The sequence below is a fragment of the Carboxylicivirga litoralis genome (assembly GCF_025499605.1).
GTDB lineage: Bacteria > Bacteroidota > Bacteroidia > Bacteroidales > Marinilabiliaceae > Carboxylicivirga > Carboxylicivirga litoralis.
Window position 1 is genome coordinate 150498 of record NZ_JAFMVC010000003.1, and the last position, 18602, is coordinate 169099.

Below are 18602 nucleotides of genomic sequence, written 5' to 3' on the forward strand. Positions count from 1 at the left end.
AACTAAAAGTCGTCTAAATTCACTTACTAATATTTGCCCGTTTAATGATACAAAACTAGTTTTGTACAACGGTATTATCCTTACATTGCATTAGTTTTTTTAACCTATCTAACGTATTGATATGAAGAAGGGCTGGGTTATTGCAACCATTTTAATTAGCTGTTTACTTTTAGTTTATATTTTAATTCAAGTTAACCGGGGAAGAAGTTATAACAACGATTCTGCATTGGCCGCCATACCTTCTGACGCCGCCGCTATTATTAAAGCGAGTGATTTAGGATACATTCATAATTCATTGTTTCAAACCATCGATTTTAAGCAGGAGATACAGCAAGCAAACGTTGTTTCGAAACTGATTGCTTTGTTTTCCGATTTAGATTCGCTTAAGAGTAACGAAGGAGTAGCAATAACAAAAGAACTCAATCAACTGCCATTCTACTGTTCAATTCATGCACAAGGAAAAGAAAGTGTTAGTCCTCTGTTTATGTTTGAAATACCAAATCGAAAAGAAGAGGCAAAAATTGAACGCTTCATAAAACATCTGAATGAATACGGCTACCAGCTTAATCAGCGTAAATACAACTCAAAGCTTATTTATGAGGTAGGCAACCATAAAAAGCAGCTCTTTATACATGTCGATAATGGGTTATTGCTGATAAGTCCGTCAAACTTACTGATTGAGTCATCAATAAGGCAACAACAACGAAAAGAAAGCTGGATTGACAATGGCGATTTTAAACAGATATACAAGACCATTGGAGCAGGCTCAAAACTCAATGTCTTTGTAAATTTTAAAGAGTTGCCACCGGTAATTAGTCCACTTGTAGAAAAGGTCGCAAAAAATCGGCTGGGTAAGCTGGCTCAACAAAGTCATTGGGCCGAATTGGATGTTGAAATTGATGAGCAGGCTGTTTTGCTTAATGGATTTATGAGTGCCAATAATCAAGGAATCATGAGTCAGCTTTTGGTCGATGCACAACCGCAACGTTCACATATGCACGATGTTCTGCCTCGTAATACAAGGGCTTATATCACTGTTTCGATGGAAAGTGGAAATGAACTAAAGCGCCGACTATCCACCTTTTATAATGGCAATGAATCGGGAAGTGAACTGGAACACAAGCTGAAGCGTATTGAGAACGAACTGGCTTTTAACTTTAAAGATGAATTGTTTAATCAGCTGACCGGAGATTTGGCCTTGGCCTATAGTGACTATAATCATTTACAGCCGAAAGCCAATGGGGCATTTGTCTTAAAGATGAAGAGCCAGTCAAGGGGTAAAGAATTGATATTGGAGATGCTTCGAAAGATGCACAAACAAAACAACGTTCCATTGTTAGCAAAAACGTATAAGCCTGATGCTGAGATGAGGTTCAATATTTACAAAGGCTTTTCTGATGATTTAATAGTGGATTTATTTGGGGCGTTGTTACCACAGGTGCCTCATGAGTATATAGGATTTTACGACGATAACATCATAATGGCCGATGCCCCGGTTTTGATTGAGCAATTTATTTATAGCAATATGCTCAACAAAACGTTAAGCAAAAGTCGGACACATCAATCTTTTTTAAGCAATTTTTCAAGTCGCGAGAATGTATTTGTCTTTTGTGAAACGGCTCATATGTCTTCCTTGCTGGGTTCGTTTTTCCAACCTCTTTTAGGCGATATTGATGAAGCTCAAAAAGAAGCATTAGGCAATTTCTACGGCATGGGTGTGCAATTGAGCGGAACGGGTAAGATGATTTATACAACTTCTTACTTGCAATATCTGCCAATGCGTGAATCTGAACCACGAACTATTTGGCAAAGTTTGCTCGATTCAACTGTGGTGATGAAACCAACCCTGGTAAAAAATCATTATACCAATGAACGAGAAGTGCTGGTTCAGGATGAAGCTAATAACCTGTATTTATTGAGTAATAGTGGCAGGGTGCTTTGGAAAAGGCCATTAGATAGTCCGGTTATGAGTGAGATAGTACAGATAGATTATTATCGAAACAATAAGCTGCAATACTTATTTAACACGCAAAATTCTATCTTTTTATTGGATAGAAATGGTAATAATGTAGCTAAGTTCCCTGTGAAGTTACCATCGCCGGCAAGCAATGGACTGGCAGTGGTTGACTATGATAACAACCGAAAATATCGCTTGTTTGTGGCTTGCGAAAACCGACATGTCTACCTGTATGATGGAAAAGGCAATAGGGTGTCGGGATGGAAATTTGGGAAAACGGATGGAAAAGTAACGTTGCCTGTTCAACATTTCCGTTCAAACGGTAAAGATTACATTGCTTTTGCAGACAATAAACGTAACTATATTTGCGATAGAAAAGGAAATATACGGGTGAAGCTGAAATCACAGTTTGTCAGAAATGCAGATTCGCCCTATTTTATAGAAAATGATAATAAGATCAACGATTGCCTGGTCACAACTGATGAAAAAGGCTTGTTGAAGAAAATCAAACTGGCTGATGGCTCGGTGATCGCTAAAGAAATGTTTGATGTTGAAAGTAAACACGCTTTTAGTGTTTTCAATATGAATGGTAAAGCGCATTATCTGTTGTCTGAACCCAAGCGGGTTGTGTGTGCCACTTCTGAAGGCAAAGAGGTGTTTGATAAAGAGTTTGATGAGGAGATAAATCTGAATATTGACAGGTATCAATTTTCGGCACAAAACATCAAGTTTGGTGTCTCTGAAAAAGACAAGGGAAAAATTTACCTGTTGAACAAGGATGGTAAGATGTATAAGGGTTTCCCTTTAAAAGGAAATTCACGTTTTAGTATCGGTTTTTTAAAGTCGTCTGCTTCGAGGTTTAATTTAATCGTGGGAGGTTCTGAGAACTATATTTATAATTATCAGGTTGATTAAGTGTTGAAAGAATGGAAAAATTAAGACTAGGTGTATTGGGGTGTTCAAACCACTTTATAAAAAGGGTGGTTTTGCCAGTTAAGAAATTAAATAGTGTTGAGTTGTATGCTCTTGCATCGCGAAATATTAAAAAGGCATCCGAAGTAGCACGTCAGTTCGAGATTGAGAAGCATTATGGTGATTATCAGGCCGTGCTTGATGATAAGGCGATTGATGCCGTGTATATTCCATTACCCAATCATATGCATTTCGAATGGGCTAAAAAAGCCGCATTGGCAGGGAAACATATCCTTTGCGAAAAGCCAATGTGTATGGATGCCGATGAGGTGCAGGAATTAGTGGAATTCTGCCAAAAGAATAATGTGGTTTTGATGGAAGCTTTTATGTATAAACATCATCCGCAGTGGATAAAAGTGAAAGATATTATCCGGACCAATAATATTGGAAAAATACAATACATCAATACCTCGTTTTCATACAATAACCCCTCTGCTTCAAATATCCGAAATATTAAAGAATATGGTGGCGGAGCGCTGCGCGATATTGGTTGTTATGCCGTTTCTGTCCCTCGGTTCCTATTGGATAAAGAACCGCAAAAAGTTATCAGCTTATTGAGTTATCATAGTGAGTTCGGAACTGATATGCTAACATCGACCATGCTTGATTTCGGAACGGTTCGTTCTACATTTAATGTATCAACATGCGCTAGTGCTTTTCAGCGGGTTGATATTGTTGGAAGCGCAGGGATGATAGTTGTTAATTTGCCTTTTAATACCTATGCCGATGTGCCAGCTAAAGTAACTGTAGAAACAGCAATTGGAACACGTGAGGTGAAAGTGGAGGCGACTGATCAATACGGCTTGATGGTGGATAGTTTTGCTCGAAAAATCATCGAAAAAGTACCGCCTTCAAACGACGAAGATGATGCTATTTGCAACCAAAAGGTGCTGGATGCTATTCTTCGCTCATCGGAATCGGAAAAGTGGGAAACGATCAGTTAATGAGATAATTTCACATTTTTTAAAAAACCTTGGCACGATAAATGCGTAACACCGGCAGGATGTTAATTAGGGTGTTATGAAGAAAAAGGTTAATTACAATATTCTGGAACTGACGAGTCGAACACATTTTATTCCGGCCAAAGGCTACGATAAAAAAATTGAGTTGGTTAAAATCAAGAAGAGTTCTGGTTTCGATTATAATTTTCCCTTGTCGGGTCAATTGTCAAATGGCTGGTGGGAACAATTATCCTGGAATAAAGACATCCTGAAAGGCTTCTTGGCATATCCTGAAGTGCACTTCTTTATAGCTTTGCACGAAGGAGAAATTATAGGGTCATTTGACCTTATCGTACTGCCCGATAGACAAGTTGAAATTAAGAACTTCGGAATTGTTAATGATTTCATCGATTTTGAGATTCGTGCCATGTTCCTTTCCAAAGCCGTTGATTATTGTTTTCAGTTTGAGCCCAAACGTATTTTCTTTCATGCCAGTGAATTTGAAAAAATGGCGGCCATATCTAATTATTTGTCACAAGGATTTAGCATTAGTTCTTTTGATAAAGAATTAGGCAATGAATGTAGTGTCAAAGAGCAAACCGATTTACAATCTAACTTCCTGATAAACCTCAATTAATATTGCCAGCTTATCACAAGTTATACCAAATGTATTACAAAATGAGCCTGAATCATTTTGCTACTTATATTGGTTAATTCCGATACATAATTAAAGTGATTTTAAAGCAAATCGCTTTAAAGCCGCCTTTTGATTAGTAAACGGTATTAACTCCTTGCATATATGTGATTAAAGCTTGTTTAATCACAAAAAAATGCCCTTTAAGGGGGACTTTACATCAATTAACGTAAAATAACAAAACAATTCTCCGTTTTTTCCGTACTAGCACTGACGTGTGACGTTAGAATTATTTCTATCTTGTCAAAGTTAAGGAGGGGTGTTGATATACTTCCTTCAAGTGATGTGAAAAACAATAGAGAGAAGTGGAATGATATTTCCATGTTCTTTCTAATTTTGCATTTCTTTATTTTGGTTAGAAAATTGATTAAAAGTAGTTAGTAAAACACACTACAGAGTATGGATATGAATAAAGAAAATCATGGGTTTTTAGACTTTGCATATCAAATGTATAAGACTATGAAAACCAATGAAATTAATTTGGTTTACGAAGGGGAAGTTACCCAGGAAATTACAAAAACCTTTACGTCAATTACCGAAAAAAGCCTTGAGAAGAGTCAAGAGTCTAATACGGTGCAGCGAAAAGTGTTTAATGTAATGGTTGAGTGCCTCCAGAACATTAGCAAACATGCCGATTCATTAGATGAGAACGAAAGTGAACGTCGAGGTATTGTGATGGTGAGTCATGGTGAAACAAGCTATAACATTATTACCGGTAATGTTATCAAAAATGACAAGGTTCCTGAGTTGAAAGCTAACCTTGAGCATGTAAATAGCCTTGATAAAAAGGGCTTATCAGAGCTTTTCAAGAAGCAAATGCGCGAAGGTAAGATTTCGGATAAAGGTGGAGCCGGACTTGGATTTATTGATATCGCCAAGAAAACAGGCAGCAAACTAACCTATGAATTTAAAAAGCTAAATGAAGAAGTTAGCTTCTTTATTTTAACATCAACAATAAAACGAAACTAATCTGACACAAATTATGGAAGTAATTAATATTGCAGGTACGGACGATACGCCTAATGTAATTCTGGATAAGGACAATAATAAGTTTGAAATTTCAGGACGTTCACTACCTGAAGATGTGAATATGTTTTATGAGCCAATCTTAAACTGGATTGACAACTATGCTGAAGCACCAGCTGAAAAAACAGAGTTCCATTTTAAATTAGAGTATTTTAATACCGCATCGTCAAAAGTTATTCTTGATATTCTTTTGAAATTTGAAGAAATCGTTGAGAATGATCACGATGTGGTGATTAAATGGCACTATCACGAAGAAGAAGAAGACATGCTCGAAGCAGGTGAAGAATATGCTGATATTGTTGAAATTCCTTTCGACTATATTTCATACACCGACTAAGACACAAATACCCAAACTAACTTTTGAAATTTAATTTATGAGTGAAGAGATTCTGAAAGCACTGATGCAACTGTTTGGTTTAATTGCCAAGCAGGATGGAGGTGTTGAAGCGAATGAAATAGAATATGTAAAAACATTCCTGAAACAGCAGTTAAATGCAGAAGCTGTAGAAGAGTACTATTCGCTATTTCTTAAATTCTCGAAAGATTCGAAGCTTGGGAAAGAAGAACCTGAAGGCAAGGTTAAGTTAACTTCGATGAAAGATTCCGTCAAAATACTCGGAATCTGTAAGAAGATTAACAAAAAGCTGAATAAAGAACAGAAGGTCGTTGTATTATTACGTTTGTATGAGCTGGTTAATGCCGACCGTAAGTTTACCGAGCAACGCATGGCCATTATCAATACGGTGGCCGATGTGTTTAAATTACCCAAAGAAGAGATTGAAGCCATCGAAACCTATACGGTAAATAACGAATTGGCAGAGCTCGATTTGGATGATGTTTTAGTTGTTAATCATCAGGCGCCTGAGCATAAGAATGCCAAGCATATTAAAACAGGTGAGCTTGATGGTCATGTGCTGATACTAAGGGTGAAAAGTGCTGGCCTGTATTTTGTCAGATATACAGGTGAGCAGGATATTTTCCTTAACGGATTGCTGATTAACAACCGTCGTATTTACCTTTTTCCAAAAGGAAGTTTTGTAAAGCTGCCAAAAGGACAACCGGTATATTATACCGATGTGGTGTCGCGCTTCATGTCCGACTCATCGGTATCTAAAATCTCCTATGAAGTAAAAGATGTAGGTTTTCAGTTCAAAACAGGCGGTATTGGATTACGAAATGTCAATATCTCTGAAGAACAAGGTAAGCTTATAGGAATTATGGGGGCCAGTGGTGCTGGTAAAACGACGTTGCTCAACGTGCTTTGTGGCAATGAAACTCCAACAAGTGGCGAAGTGCTGATTAACAGCTATAACCTGCACCACGAGCGTGATAAGGTGGAAGGTGTAATCGGTTACATCCCACAAGATGACTTGTTGATTGAGGAACTGACCGTTTACGAAAACCTTTACTACAACGCTAAGTTGTGTTTTAAAGACAAGGACGAGAAAGAAATTGAGGAGATGGTGAACAATACCCTCATGAGCCTTGGCCTTTATGAACGCAGAAACCTCAAAGTGGGTTCGCCACTGAATAAAATGATTAGTGGTGGCCAGCGAAAGCGATTGAATATCGCCCTGGAGCTGATACGTGAGCCTGGTATTTTATTTGTTGATGAGCCTACATCCGGCTTGTCGTCGCGCGATTCGGAAAACGTGATGAACCTTTTACGTGAATTGGCGCTGAAAGGTAAGCTTATTTTTGTGGTGATTCACCAGCCATCGTCCGACATCTACAAGATGTTTGATAAGATGTACATCCTCGATACAGGTGGTTATCCGGTGTATTATGGTAACCCAAGTGAATCGTTGATTTACTTTAAGCGGCTCGATGCACAAATCAATAGCGACCAGGGCGAATGTGGGACATGTGGTAATCTTAATCCGGAGCTGATTTTCAATATCATCGATGCCAATGTCATTGATGAATATGGTAATTACACCAATAAGCGGAAAACATCGCCGGAAGAGTGGCACGATCACTATAAAGAAAACATTGAACTGCCACAAGTTGAACAGGCAACATCAACGCCGCCAAAGTCGTTGAATATCCCATCGTGGTTTAAGCAGTTCTTTATCTATACACTTCGCGATTTTAAGTCAAAAATCAGTAACACACAGTATATTCTATTAAACCTGTTGGAAGCGCCGTTTCTAGGTTTTATACTGGCTTACCTGATTCGTTACATCGTTGATCCGGAATCGGATATTTACATTTTCCGCGAGAATGAAAACATCGCGCCATATATTTTTATGGGCATCATTGTTGCCCTGTTTTTTGGCTTGATTATTAGTGCAGAAGAAATCTTCAAAGACGCCAAGATATTAAAGCGGGAAAAGTTTCTAAACCTAAGTCGATCCAGTTACCTGGCATCTAAAATCCTGATATTATTTACAATGTCAGCGATTCAGATGACGCTTTTTGTGTTTGTTGCCAACACTATATTGGGTATTAAGGGTATGAACTTCGAATTTTGGCTGGCATTATTTTCAGTATCAGCCTTTGCTAATATTCTGGGACTTATATTATCAGCCTCTTTTAACTCCATTGTTACCATTTATATTTTGATACCATTGGTGATGATACCACAAATGGTATTAGGTGGAGCCATGTTTACTTTTGATAAGCTGAACAAAGATTTTACCAGCGTCGATAAGGTGCCATTGGTAGCAGAGGTGATGCCTTCGCGCTACATCTACGAAGGGCTGATTGTGCACCAGTATAAGCACAATAACTATAAGAAGAACATTTTCGATGTTGAGTTGCAACAAAGCAGTTCGGATTTTAAAAATGTTTATTACTTGCCAGAATTGGAAGAGATGGTGGAAGCGTGTCGCATTGCTGACAAATCAAGTGATGCTTATATAAATGACTTGGCTTTGTTGCATAATGAGCTGTCGAAAGAGATGATGCGAGTGCCGGATATTTCATTTAGTGCAATTGATAAACTAAACGTCGAGGGCTTTAATGAAGAGGTGGCTTTAGAGACTAAAAACTACATCGAAGGTTTAAAAAATCATTACCGCGATATCTTTAATAAGGCCGATAATACGATTAACCGATTCTTATCTGAGAATATCAGAAATAACAAAGACCGTTTTAACGCCATTAAAGATGCATATTACAACGAGAGTATTTCCGATATCGTTCGTAAGACATTTGATAAGAATAAGTTACTGCGTGATGGCGATAAGCTGATTCAGGTAGTTGACCCGATTTATCAGGTGCCTGAACCCGAAACAGCCGTGTCGTTCCGAACGCACTTTTTTGCCCCGCAAAAGCATTTTGCTGGTGTCTTCTACGATACCTTATGGTTTAATATCACAGTTGTCTGGCTGTTGACCATCATGATGTATGTGGTGCTGTATTTTGATTTACTAAAGAAAGGAATGAACTTCTTTGGGGAATTAAAACTGTTTAAAAAGTAACCTTTTACTAAATAATTGAGTATAATTGCTTCAATCGAAATTAAAAACGTACTAAAATGTTGAGAAAATTTAGTTACCTAACCTTGATGGTTGCCGGAATTTGTTTAATGTCAGCATGTTCAGGGTCATCAAAAAAGAGCAGTGAATCTGATGAGTTAACGCTTTCTGCACCAGCTGAAAGTGGGGCGCTTGAACTGTCAGAAGAAGTAATGAGCGATGTAATTCAGAATATTTCATCACCAGTTGAGATGGCTTCAATAATTAAGGCTACAGGCGTTGATTTCTCTCAAAAAATACTAAACAGCACCGATAAAGTAGATAATTATAATACCAGCTATAAGCGAGCACTTAATTTAGGCGTTTATAGTGCCGATTTAGGATATATCAATACATTCGACAAGAATAGTATTGTTGTGTCTTACCTGGTAGCCATTAAATCTTTGGCTGAAGGCATTAAAGTTGGTCAGTTCTTCGACTTCAATTCGTTGAAGCGTATGGCTACTAACAATAACAACCTGGACTCGTTAATGCAGATTTCTATCTCTAGTTTCAACCAGATGGATTCATACTTGCGCAGCCAGAAACGTAGCAATGTATCTTCGCTGATTGTTACGGGCGCCTGGATTGAAGGTTTGTACATTACAGCTAATGTGATTGAAGAAACGAACGACGAGAGCTTGATTAATCGTGTAGCAGAGCAAAAAGATATCATTGATATCATTGAAATTATTTTAAAGAATTACAGTGGCGATCCTGACTTCGCTGAATTGGCCAAAGGAATTAGCCAATTGAAGGAGGCCTATAGTGCTGTGAAGATTACCACTGAAATGGGCGAAGCGAAAACGATTGAGCAGGACGGTAAATTAATCATCGTACAGGACGAGGTTAGTCACGTAGAAATTACCCCTGAACAGGTAAGTGCTATTGTTGCTGAAATCAAGTCATTAAGAGAATTCATTGTGTCGTAAGGGAGCGTATTTGAAAAAAAAGTTATTTTTGCAAATGTTCTTTGGGACCAATTAAAATTAGAAAGATGAAAAAAATATTTTATAGCTTCCTGGTTCTTTTTATGATGAGTGCTTTTAGCGTGTCGGCTCAATGTGGCGATGATCTACTAAAGCAAGCATTGAAAGAAATGGGATCGAGCCAGTATATAAAGGATTTTACCGTTGAAATGGTAAAAGAAAAGAAAGATACCAAAACCGGCTATGTTAAATTTTCTGTTGTGCTGAATAGTAACACGCAATACAAGTTTAATATTGTTAATGGTGCTTCTAATGCTGAAAAGATGATTATGCAGCTAAAGCAAAATGAAAAGCTTATCAGTAGTAACTTTCACAATGGTAAAATGTACGATGAGTTTCAGTTTGTTTGTCGCAAAACAGGCGTATATCATTTGTATTTCTCATTTAAAGGCGGACAAGAAGGTTGTGCCAAATCAGTATTGTCGCTTGTGAAGCAGTTGTAGGAAACTAATTTCTATTAATATATAGCAAAAGCCATCTCGATAGAGGTGGCTTTTTTGTTGGTGCTAAACGATGGTATACAATAAAGAGCAACTATGCATCTCCAATGATTTTCATAAACCTGTTCTGCTTTTATTTCTTATAAAGGATAGTTATCGAACAAAAAGTTTCATGTTGTAAGGCATCACCAACAGGCATGCAAAATCACTAAATTGGTTGAATAGTTTCACAAAAAAACCGCCCCGTAAATAAGGGCGGTATATATTTAATCTAGATGGTATAACGAATGGCTTAACATTCGCATTTTGTAGAAGTGGATACTCTAAAATAATGAATAGATAACTGTTAGTCCGGACATAACAACCGAAACCATGGTCATCAACTTGATTAAAATGTTTAACGATGGACCTGATGTATCTTTAAACGGGTCGCCAACTGTATCGCCTACAACGCCTGCGTGATGGGCTACACTCCCTTTGCCGCCATAGTTGCCTTTTTCGATGTATTTTTTGGCATTATCCCATGCACCTCCTGAGTTATTTAGCATCACAGCTAGGGTAAACCCGGTGACTAATCCACCCATCAAAAGGCCGATTACACCGGCAACGCCAAATACTAATCCAACAATAATGGGTACTGCAATGGCTAAAATGGATGGCGCCATCATTTCGCGTTGAGCACCTTTGGTAGAGATGGCTACACACTTCGCATATTCAGGTTGTCCAGTGCCTTCTAATATACCTGGTATCTCTTTAAACTGTCGACGTACTTCGTCAACCATTGCACCGGCTGCGCGACCGACTGCTTTCATCGTCATGGCACAGAATACAAAGGCCATCATCGCGCCAATAAACAAACCGGCTATTAGTAGCGGATTAAACATATTGAGTTCGTAATAATCTACAAAATTCTGGATCGATGCTTTTGTTAAGCTCTCAGCCCCTGTTACTTCCAGGAATTCATTGCCCAATTCAGGTACTTTTTTCAACCATATACGGACTTCCTCCATGTAGGCCACTAATAAGGCCATGGCTGTTAAGGCCGCTGAACCAATAGCAAAACCTTTACCGGTTGCTGCTGTTGTGTTACCCAGCATGTCTAAAGCATCAGTGCGCTCACGAACTTCTTTGGGTAATTCAGCCATCTCGGCGTTACCTCCGGCGTTATCGGCAATAGGTCCAAAGGCATCTGTTGCCAAAGTAATACCTAAGGTGGATAGCATGCCTACCGCGGCAAAACCAATACCGTAAACACCTTCGCTGAAATCGGTGAACCCACCCGCAAAACCAAAAGCTGCAATAATACCAGCAACAATCGTAATCACAGGAATCCACGTTGAGTACATACCAACAGCGATACCATCGATAATGGTAGTAGCGGGTCCTTGCTGAGCTTGCTTGGCAATGCCTTGAGTTGGTTTATAGCCGTCAGAAGTATAATATTCGGTTCCCTGTCCGATGATGATACCGGCAATCAAGCCAGCTACCACGGAGCCAAAAATACCCCATCCAAACCAACCTAAATAGGCCATTACGCCAATTGCAACTAATATCAACACTGATGAACCTGCTGTTCCGACCAAAAGAGAGTTTAAAAGGCTTTTAGCTGTAGCATCTTCTTTGGTGCGTACCATAAATATACCCAGTATGGAGAAGATAATGCCAATAGCCGCAACAATCATAGGTGCAATAATGGCTTTTTCATTAAATGTTCCTGAGTTCATAGAGATAGCTGCTCCCAATGCCGCTGTAGCTAATATGGAACCACAATACGATTCGTAAAGGTCGGCACCCATTCCGGCAACATCACCTACATTGTCACCTACATTATCGGCAATGGTGGCTGGGTTACGAGGATCGTCTTCCGGAATACCCGCTTCAACCTTACCAACCAGGTCGGCACCTACATCGGCCGCCTTGGTGTAAATACCACCACCTACACGGGCAAATAGTGCTTGAGTTGAGGCTCCCATGCCGAAGGTCAACATCGTAGTTGTAATGTGTACCATTTTGGCATGTGTCCATTCTGAGTTGGCCACAAAATCAGATGTCCAGGTGCCCATCAGGCTTACTTCTTCAGCTACTTTTAAGCCAAGGCCAAATATGTTGTGGTCGTAGATGTAATTTAATAACCAGTACCAAAGAGCGATATCAATTAAGCCAAAACCAACGACTACCAATCCCATAACGGCACCACTTCTAAAGGCTACTTTTAATCCTCTGTTTAATGATTTAGAAGCACCATGAGCCGTTCGTGCTGATGCAAAGGTAGCGGTTTTCATGCCGAGGAATCCACATAATCCGGAGAAGAAGCCACCTGTTAAAAAGGCGATTGGTACAAAAGGATTTTGAACGCCGATAAAGGCTAATATGGTGAGAATGATAAGTAAAACTAAAAAAACGATACCCACAACTTTATATTGTCTTGAAAGATAGGCCATTGCTCCATCTCTGACGTGCTGGGCAATTTCTTTCATTTTATCGGTACCTTCCGATTCTTTCATCATGGATTTGAAGAATATCCATGCAAAAACCAATGCCAAAACTGAGGCAAATGGGATAAACCAAAAAATTGAATTCATAGATGTTTTGTTTTAGTTAGTAAATGAGTTAGTGACAGAGCGGTCATGGACAGGACGACATGATAAAGCTGTCGGAAAGTAGTGCTTTTTCGACTCGGTAGTATCCAGAAGTAAGTCGGTTGGTTCCGGCTTGGATATGCCATGAGTTACGTTTTTCAGGTTACACTCCTGGTGATTTCTCTCATTCTTGTATCTGTCCCCGCAACGACAAGATAATGATTTTAAGGAGCGTATTAAACTATTCAGATAAAAATATTCCTGATTTAGATCACCATCCGGCAAAGATGTTAATGCCGAATTCACCTTTTTTAAGCTGATTTTGATGAAATGGAAAGCCGTAATAGGGTTCCAGAATCATAGCGCCAAATAAGTTGATGCGGTAGGCTAGCCCACCACTAAAAACGGGTATACGCTGCTTTAGGTTGTTGGTTGTTAAACGTGCCACTGGGTAGGAGTTTTTGTTCCAGCTAACACCGGCATCAATAAAAAGAGCCAGCTCGCTAAACAAGAAGCCAGATGAGAACCAGGCTATTTCTCGAGGGCCGGTAAAGGGTATGCGCCACTCAATGTTGGAGACCAACAGTCGCGTACCTATAAGTTGGTTCATACTGATGGTGTTGGCATTAACCGATTCATCGCCATAGAAGTTACCCATGTCATAGCCCCTGACAAACCAGGGAGAGCCCAAAAAGAGCTCTGTCATACGTTTGCTGTCAGAGTCTTTGCCATAGCGCCCATAATGATAAAGGCGAAAGGCAAGGCTATATGGCTTGATAAACACATAGCGCCTGAAGTCGACCAATAAGGTTTGCATTTGCATCTTGTGCAGGTAGTGCTCCATTTGTATTCTCAGGCGTTTTCCTTCAACCGGGGAGGCCAGACCCATTTTAGCATTATCAATTACAAAAGCAGCATCCAGTATGGCCGTTCCAAAGCCGTCTGGTGCAGGCATTTTTTCTTTTTCAGATGAGTAGATTTGTGAGAAGGAATTGATGTTTTTAATCTTCTCAATTCTGTAATTATAAAATGCGTAGGAAGCACCTAGTTCAAAGCGCCTCGTTTTGTTGATAGGAATAAAAGTGAATACTGATAGTTTATCTTCAAAAGTGCGTCTGTAGAGGTAATTGAGTGAACGAGAAGTGCTGCCATCGGCCAATGAATCAATTTGGTATTGATAAGTGCCAGTACGATAGGGAATGTGTGAGAGAGCCACACCAACTTTAACCCGTTTTCGTTGATTGATAAAGGCTATCTGTCCTCCAAAATCGTAAATTTCGCCATTAATACTAAGTGCTGTATAAAGCATGTTTTTACCCAGTATATCACTAAACATGGCTTCAATACTTCCGGCCATGCCTGTGCCGAAACGACCTGTCATCACCCCAGCCGAGGCATTACCAATGTAATCAAGCTTAAAATTTTTTCTGATTTTATCTGTGAAAAAGCTATCAGCCTGCAAGGAGTATGGCTGACGGTTGAAGTAAAGGTTGGTTTCGACTTGCGAGGGAATGCTTGAATAGGGAACGATACGTGAAGCACTTTGGTCATGTTCATCGATTGAGAGGGGAAGCGCATTTTGTTTTATCTTATCTAGTGAGGTGCGGTAGATGGTATATTCGCCATCCCAAAGCATCGTATAAAGGAGTGTATCACCCGATGTGCTTAAGGCTGGTGAATAATCTGTCATGCCAGTAATGCCGGTGGGGTATTGGGTTATTTGTTCGTACGAACCATCTCTTGTGTTTAAAAGGTACAAATTGCGTCGTCCATCCCAGTTTGAAAGGAATAGGACTTCATCATTATGTTGGGTAGATGTAGGGTTCAGGTTTTTAGCCCCGTTAAATGTTGGGTAATAATGGTGTTCGTTGCCATCGAGAGAGATGCGTGCAATATTCAGACAGTTTTTATAATCTGCTTTTTTTGACAGGTTCTTATCGCTCACATAGTAGATGTATTGACCATCGTTGGTCCAGGTGGGTTGAATACACGAATGTTGATTGTTTGTTATGTTTTTTACTGAATCATCATCCAGGTTATATACGATGATATCTGATGTGCCTTCTTTTAGTGCAGAGAAGGCGATGGAGTTGGAAACAGGACTCCAGGCTGGCCAGCATATTTCGTCATATTCGTCAAGAATTATTTCCTGCACTGTTTGCTTCTTTTTGACATCAAAAACCTGGCAGGTGGCCTGTCCTTGTTTAAAGGCGATAAAGGCAAAAAAGCGACTGTTAGCTGACCAGGTTCCGGCTGTTTCTAAATAGTTGAGTGCATCTATTTCATCGTGGCTGGTGGCTGTATATAGGCGAGAAACCAGCTCGCCTGTTTTTCCGTCGGCTAAAAATAAATCAATGTCGTATAAATCTCGTTCCGAAAGGTAAACCAGGTATTTGCCATTGGGGCTAAGTGAAGGATTTAGATTGTAGCGGCCACTGTTTTTCTTCGAAATGATGCGATCGCCAATAATCGAAAAGGAGGAGTCGATGGCTGAAGTTAGCAGATGCTCCCGCAATGTTTTTTGCCAAATCACCGATAATGAATCGTCAGATAGCATCAGTACGTCACCAATGGCTTGCTCATAGCCATCATGAGCCGCAGCTTTAAATAACCGGGGTATATATTGCTCGCCATATTGATAGGCGATAAAGGCCCAAAATGCATGACCGTAGCGGTAAGGCGAATAGCGATAGCTCCGTGTCATTTCTTCCAGTGTTGGGAAGTTATTGTTTATTAACGCATCGCGCATCCATAGTGCTGTGTGGCTATTGGCGCTTCCCAATGAGAGGTATTCGGCCATGCCTTCTATCATCCATAAAGGCACATTGTTAATGGCCATCAGGTTAATCTCCTCATCGTGGGTGAGCATATGGTATTGAAAAGCATGAACCAGTTCATGTCCCAATACATGGTCGGTCTGTTGGTGGGTATAACTAACCGGCATCACCACCCGACGTTTCATGCCCTCGGTAACCCCACCGGTACCCACATCAATACGACTGCTTACAGCTGTTGTTTGTTGAAAATCGGCATGATTAGAGTAAAAAATTATTGGATTCTTAATATAAAAGGTATCTAATAAAACCTGTTGATGATAATAATACCATTTTTCGGCCTGATGTGCTAATAGCTTTATCTGTTCTTGATTGCTGAAATAATGGTAGAGCTCAAAGTTTGGTGTTTTATAGAGTTGAAAATCAAAGTTATCGTAAGAAGGTTTGTTTTGGCCAAAGTACTGCGCATGAAGTGATAAAACACTCCATCCAATCAATAACGATATGGTGAATATGACGCGCATAAAGATGGTGACTTTGCAGGTGCATTGACAATACGTAAATCAACTAATGATAGTTATAATTTAATGAATAATAGGCGAGATGGGAAGAGCTGTTTTTGATTAATCACTCTTTTTACGTAGTAAACGTAAGCTGCCAAAGCCTGCAATAATAGACATATAAAAACCAAAGTCGTACCACCAGCCTGTGTTAAACGATTCGTAAATGGTAATATCTTTATTAAAAAGGCCCAATATTAGCGAAAGTGGTGCAATCCATCCATGCCAGATGCCTGTGAAGAAGCCAGCCGGTTTTATAGGTGTATAGTTGCCACCGCCAGGTAGGCAGGATGAAGTTATCAAAGCAAGGATTAATAGTGTGAAAATAATATAAGCGTTTCGATTTTTTTTCATTGTTAAACGTATTAATGTGTATGAGTCTAAATTACAGAAGTCTAGTCAATATTACAATTCCTTTATTTAGATAAATACCTCTGAAAAGCCTTAAAATATTGGATGTTCTATTTGATAATATGAAATTGTTAACTATTTTTGCATCCGCTGAAAAGGTTACAGACCTGATAAGCCGGGCCTATAGCTCAGTTGGTTAGAGCACCTGACTCATAATCAGGGGGTCCCTGGTTCAAGCCCAGGTGGGCCCACAGAAAATCAAGCAGTTACGAATTGTCGTAACTGCTTTTTCTTTTTGATACATACGAGATACATACAAATATGCTCAAAAAGGGAAAATAAAAACAATAAAAAAACCGCCTTAAAAAAGCGGTTTCTAATTAATCTCACGATGTTTTCAGTTTAGGCTACTGTAACTGAACCTAAATACTTGCTGTTAGCAACAGAAAGCCCATCTTCGCTTATAAATGCAATAAAGCACTCAACAGAGTCACCTGAGAAATCATTAGGCACTGTTAAAGATTGTGCTCTTGTGCTTCTGGAAACACCTTCCGTAATGAAAATAGCTTCACGTTTAGCGCTATTTAAAGCTAAAATCATTGCCTTATCGGTTGTACTTGCATTACTGTCTGCAGAATTATCCTCCCAAGCAAAATCAATAGCTCCTGCGGTAGATGAAGTTATTGTTCCATTCAGTACGCCAGCTAAAGAACCTCTACTGATTAAGGCATTTTCATAATGAATAGTGAAGTTCGGATAAGACCCGGTTACACCATTCTTAAGCACATATGACATTGCACTATTAAACTCTGTCATTTTAATAGCGTAGTTTTTATAGCCGACTTTTACAAAATCTTTTAAAGGCTGTAAGAACTCCAATACCGTTGAGAATTTTGTTCTCTGGTCAACTTGACCTTCTGTTTTTGGATTTGCCACATTTGCAGGCTTTACACGCATGTAGTCAATCCCTTTCCAGTTACCACCGATAACGTTTCCAACCTTACCGCTGAACCCTCCTAAGATACCCTGATTAATTTTACCCATTTTCCCAATATTTAGTGAAACATACAAATCTTAAGCTTGGACTTGGTACGGAGTTGATACCTCTGAAACCTTGTCATTGCTTCAAGTTATTGGAATTGTTGGACAGTGAATGTGTTATGGATTTCAGTACATCGTCTTGCTTTACTTTGCTATGTTCGGCTATCTTTTCAGGTTAGTATTAGGACCTGGGATGGCTTAATTGATTGCTTAGGCAACTTTTAAGAGCAGGGGATGAAACAGACAAAAGGAAACGGAATAAATAGCGAAGCGGCTTTATGCCGTAGTCTTTTGGATGATTTCAGACCCGTAGCTTAGCTTTGCATAAGCGTTCAATTAATGCGGTTGGTTATACAGGAATCAAAGTCTGATGTCAGGCAGTTGGTGCGAATGGAAAGGTAAAGGTGGGGATTGAAGGAATGTAGTTCCTGTGAGAACAGGGACGAAATGAGTGAATGAGCCACTTTTGCGTGCGATGCTGAAGCTTATGAATGAAACGAATGCAGGAATGACGAGTGCCGAGGAATGTATAAATGAGAGCAATGAATGTGCTGCAAGCATATGGACTGAGAAGTGGATATTTAACAATCGCTATAAATCATTATCTACTACGCTACGAGACTGGAAAAACAGCCTTGAGCTAAACGGCTGGGCGATGGCTGCAATTAATGAAGCGGAGCGAAATGGGTTGCAGACAACGACCAAGCATCGCGAGCCGCCTGCGAGTGGAGCAAGGGTGATGGAAAGGGATGGTTTAAGCTAGCGATAACCCTTTACAGCATATGTGTGGAGTGAAACGGAACACACAAGGCTACCG

The 18602-nt window shown here is 39.5% G+C and carries 13 protein-coding genes and 1 tRNA gene; 10 read left to right on the forward strand and 4 right to left on the reverse strand.

Annotated features, from left to right (window positions below; all coding sequences use genetic code 11):
• The first annotated feature begins 121 nt into the window (after window positions 1-121).
• From J1N10_RS04445 to J1N10_RS04480, 8 genes are all read left to right on the forward strand, one after another.
• Window positions 122-2872, forward strand: coding sequence for a DUF3352 domain-containing protein (locus J1N10_RS04445; RefSeq protein ID WP_262325471.1), 2751 nt, complete (start codon window positions 122-124; stop codon window positions 2870-2872).
• A gap of 11 nt (window positions 2873-2883) precedes the next feature.
• Entirely contained in the window at window positions 2884-3873 is a 990-nt protein-coding gene (locus tag J1N10_RS04450; protein WP_262325472.1) for a Gfo/Idh/MocA family protein, read from the forward strand.
• A gap of 76 nt (window positions 3874-3949) precedes the next feature.
• Window positions 3950-4507 carry a GNAT family N-acetyltransferase gene (locus J1N10_RS04455; protein ID WP_262325473.1) on the forward strand — a complete coding sequence of 186 codons (558 nt, stop codon included), beginning with the start codon at window positions 3950-3952 and terminating at the stop codon, window positions 4505-4507.
• 504 nt (window positions 4508-5011) lie between these two features.
• Window positions 5012-5533: a SiaB family protein kinase gene (locus J1N10_RS04460; protein ID WP_262325620.1), complete on the forward strand. Its 522-nt coding sequence runs from the start codon at window positions 5012-5014 to the stop codon at window positions 5531-5533.
• 13 nt (window positions 5534-5546) lie between these two features.
• Window positions 5547-5927 (forward strand): DUF1987 domain-containing protein, encoded by a 381-nt coding sequence (locus tag J1N10_RS04465; RefSeq protein ID WP_262325474.1) that lies wholly within the window; start codon window positions 5547-5549, stop codon window positions 5925-5927.
• 37 nt (window positions 5928-5964) lie between these two features.
• Window positions 5965-9015, forward strand: a complete 3051-nt coding sequence (locus J1N10_RS04470) for an ATP-binding cassette domain-containing protein (protein WP_262325475.1) — start codon at window positions 5965-5967, stop codon at window positions 9013-9015.
• A gap of 56 nt (window positions 9016-9071) precedes the next feature.
• Window positions 9072-9983, forward strand: coding sequence for a hypothetical protein (locus J1N10_RS04475; RefSeq protein WP_262325476.1), 912 nt, complete (start codon window positions 9072-9074; stop codon window positions 9981-9983).
• A gap of 65 nt (window positions 9984-10048) precedes the next feature.
• Window positions 10049-10483, forward strand: coding sequence for a hypothetical protein (locus J1N10_RS04480; RefSeq protein ID WP_262325477.1), 435 nt, complete (start codon window positions 10049-10051; stop codon window positions 10481-10483).
• A gap of 320 nt (window positions 10484-10803) precedes the next feature.
• Here the strand turns inward: J1N10_RS04480 and J1N10_RS04485 are convergent, their stop codons facing one another.
• The 3 genes from J1N10_RS04485 to J1N10_RS04495 all read right to left on the reverse strand — a co-directional run bounded on the left by J1N10_RS04485 (window position 10804) and on the right by J1N10_RS04495 (window position 16747).
• Window positions 10804-13062: a sodium-translocating pyrophosphatase gene (locus J1N10_RS04485; RefSeq protein WP_262325478.1), complete on the reverse strand. Its 2259-nt coding sequence runs from the start codon at window positions 13060-13062 to the stop codon at window positions 10804-10806.
• 268 nt (window positions 13063-13330) lie between these two features.
• Complete coding sequence (locus J1N10_RS04490; RefSeq protein WP_262325479.1) at window positions 13331-16357, reverse strand: basic secretory protein-like protein; 3027 nt, start codon at window positions 16355-16357, stop codon at window positions 13331-13333.
• A gap of 99 nt (window positions 16358-16456) precedes the next feature.
• Window positions 16457-16747, reverse strand: a complete 291-nt coding sequence (locus J1N10_RS04495; protein ID WP_262325480.1) for a hypothetical protein — start codon at window positions 16745-16747, stop codon at window positions 16457-16459.
• A gap of 174 nt (window positions 16748-16921) precedes the next feature.
• Between J1N10_RS04495 and J1N10_RS04500 the strand changes: the two genes are divergently transcribed.
• Window positions 16922-16995 (forward strand) — tRNA-Ile (locus J1N10_RS04500).
• Between the two features lie 151 nt (window positions 16996-17146).
• Here the strand turns inward: J1N10_RS04500 and J1N10_RS04505 are convergent.
• The gene (locus tag J1N10_RS04505; RefSeq protein WP_262325481.1) at window positions 17147-17788 is read right to left on the reverse strand and encodes a DUF6266 family protein; all 642 of its coding nucleotides are present in this window, start codon (window positions 17786-17788) and stop codon (window positions 17147-17149) included.
• A gap of 484 nt (window positions 17789-18272) precedes the next feature.
• Between J1N10_RS04505 and J1N10_RS04510 the strand changes: the two genes are divergently transcribed.
• Complete coding sequence (locus J1N10_RS04510) at window positions 18273-18548, forward strand: hypothetical protein (RefSeq protein WP_262325482.1); 276 nt, start codon at window positions 18273-18275, stop codon at window positions 18546-18548.
• Window positions 18549-18602 lie beyond the last annotated feature (54 nt).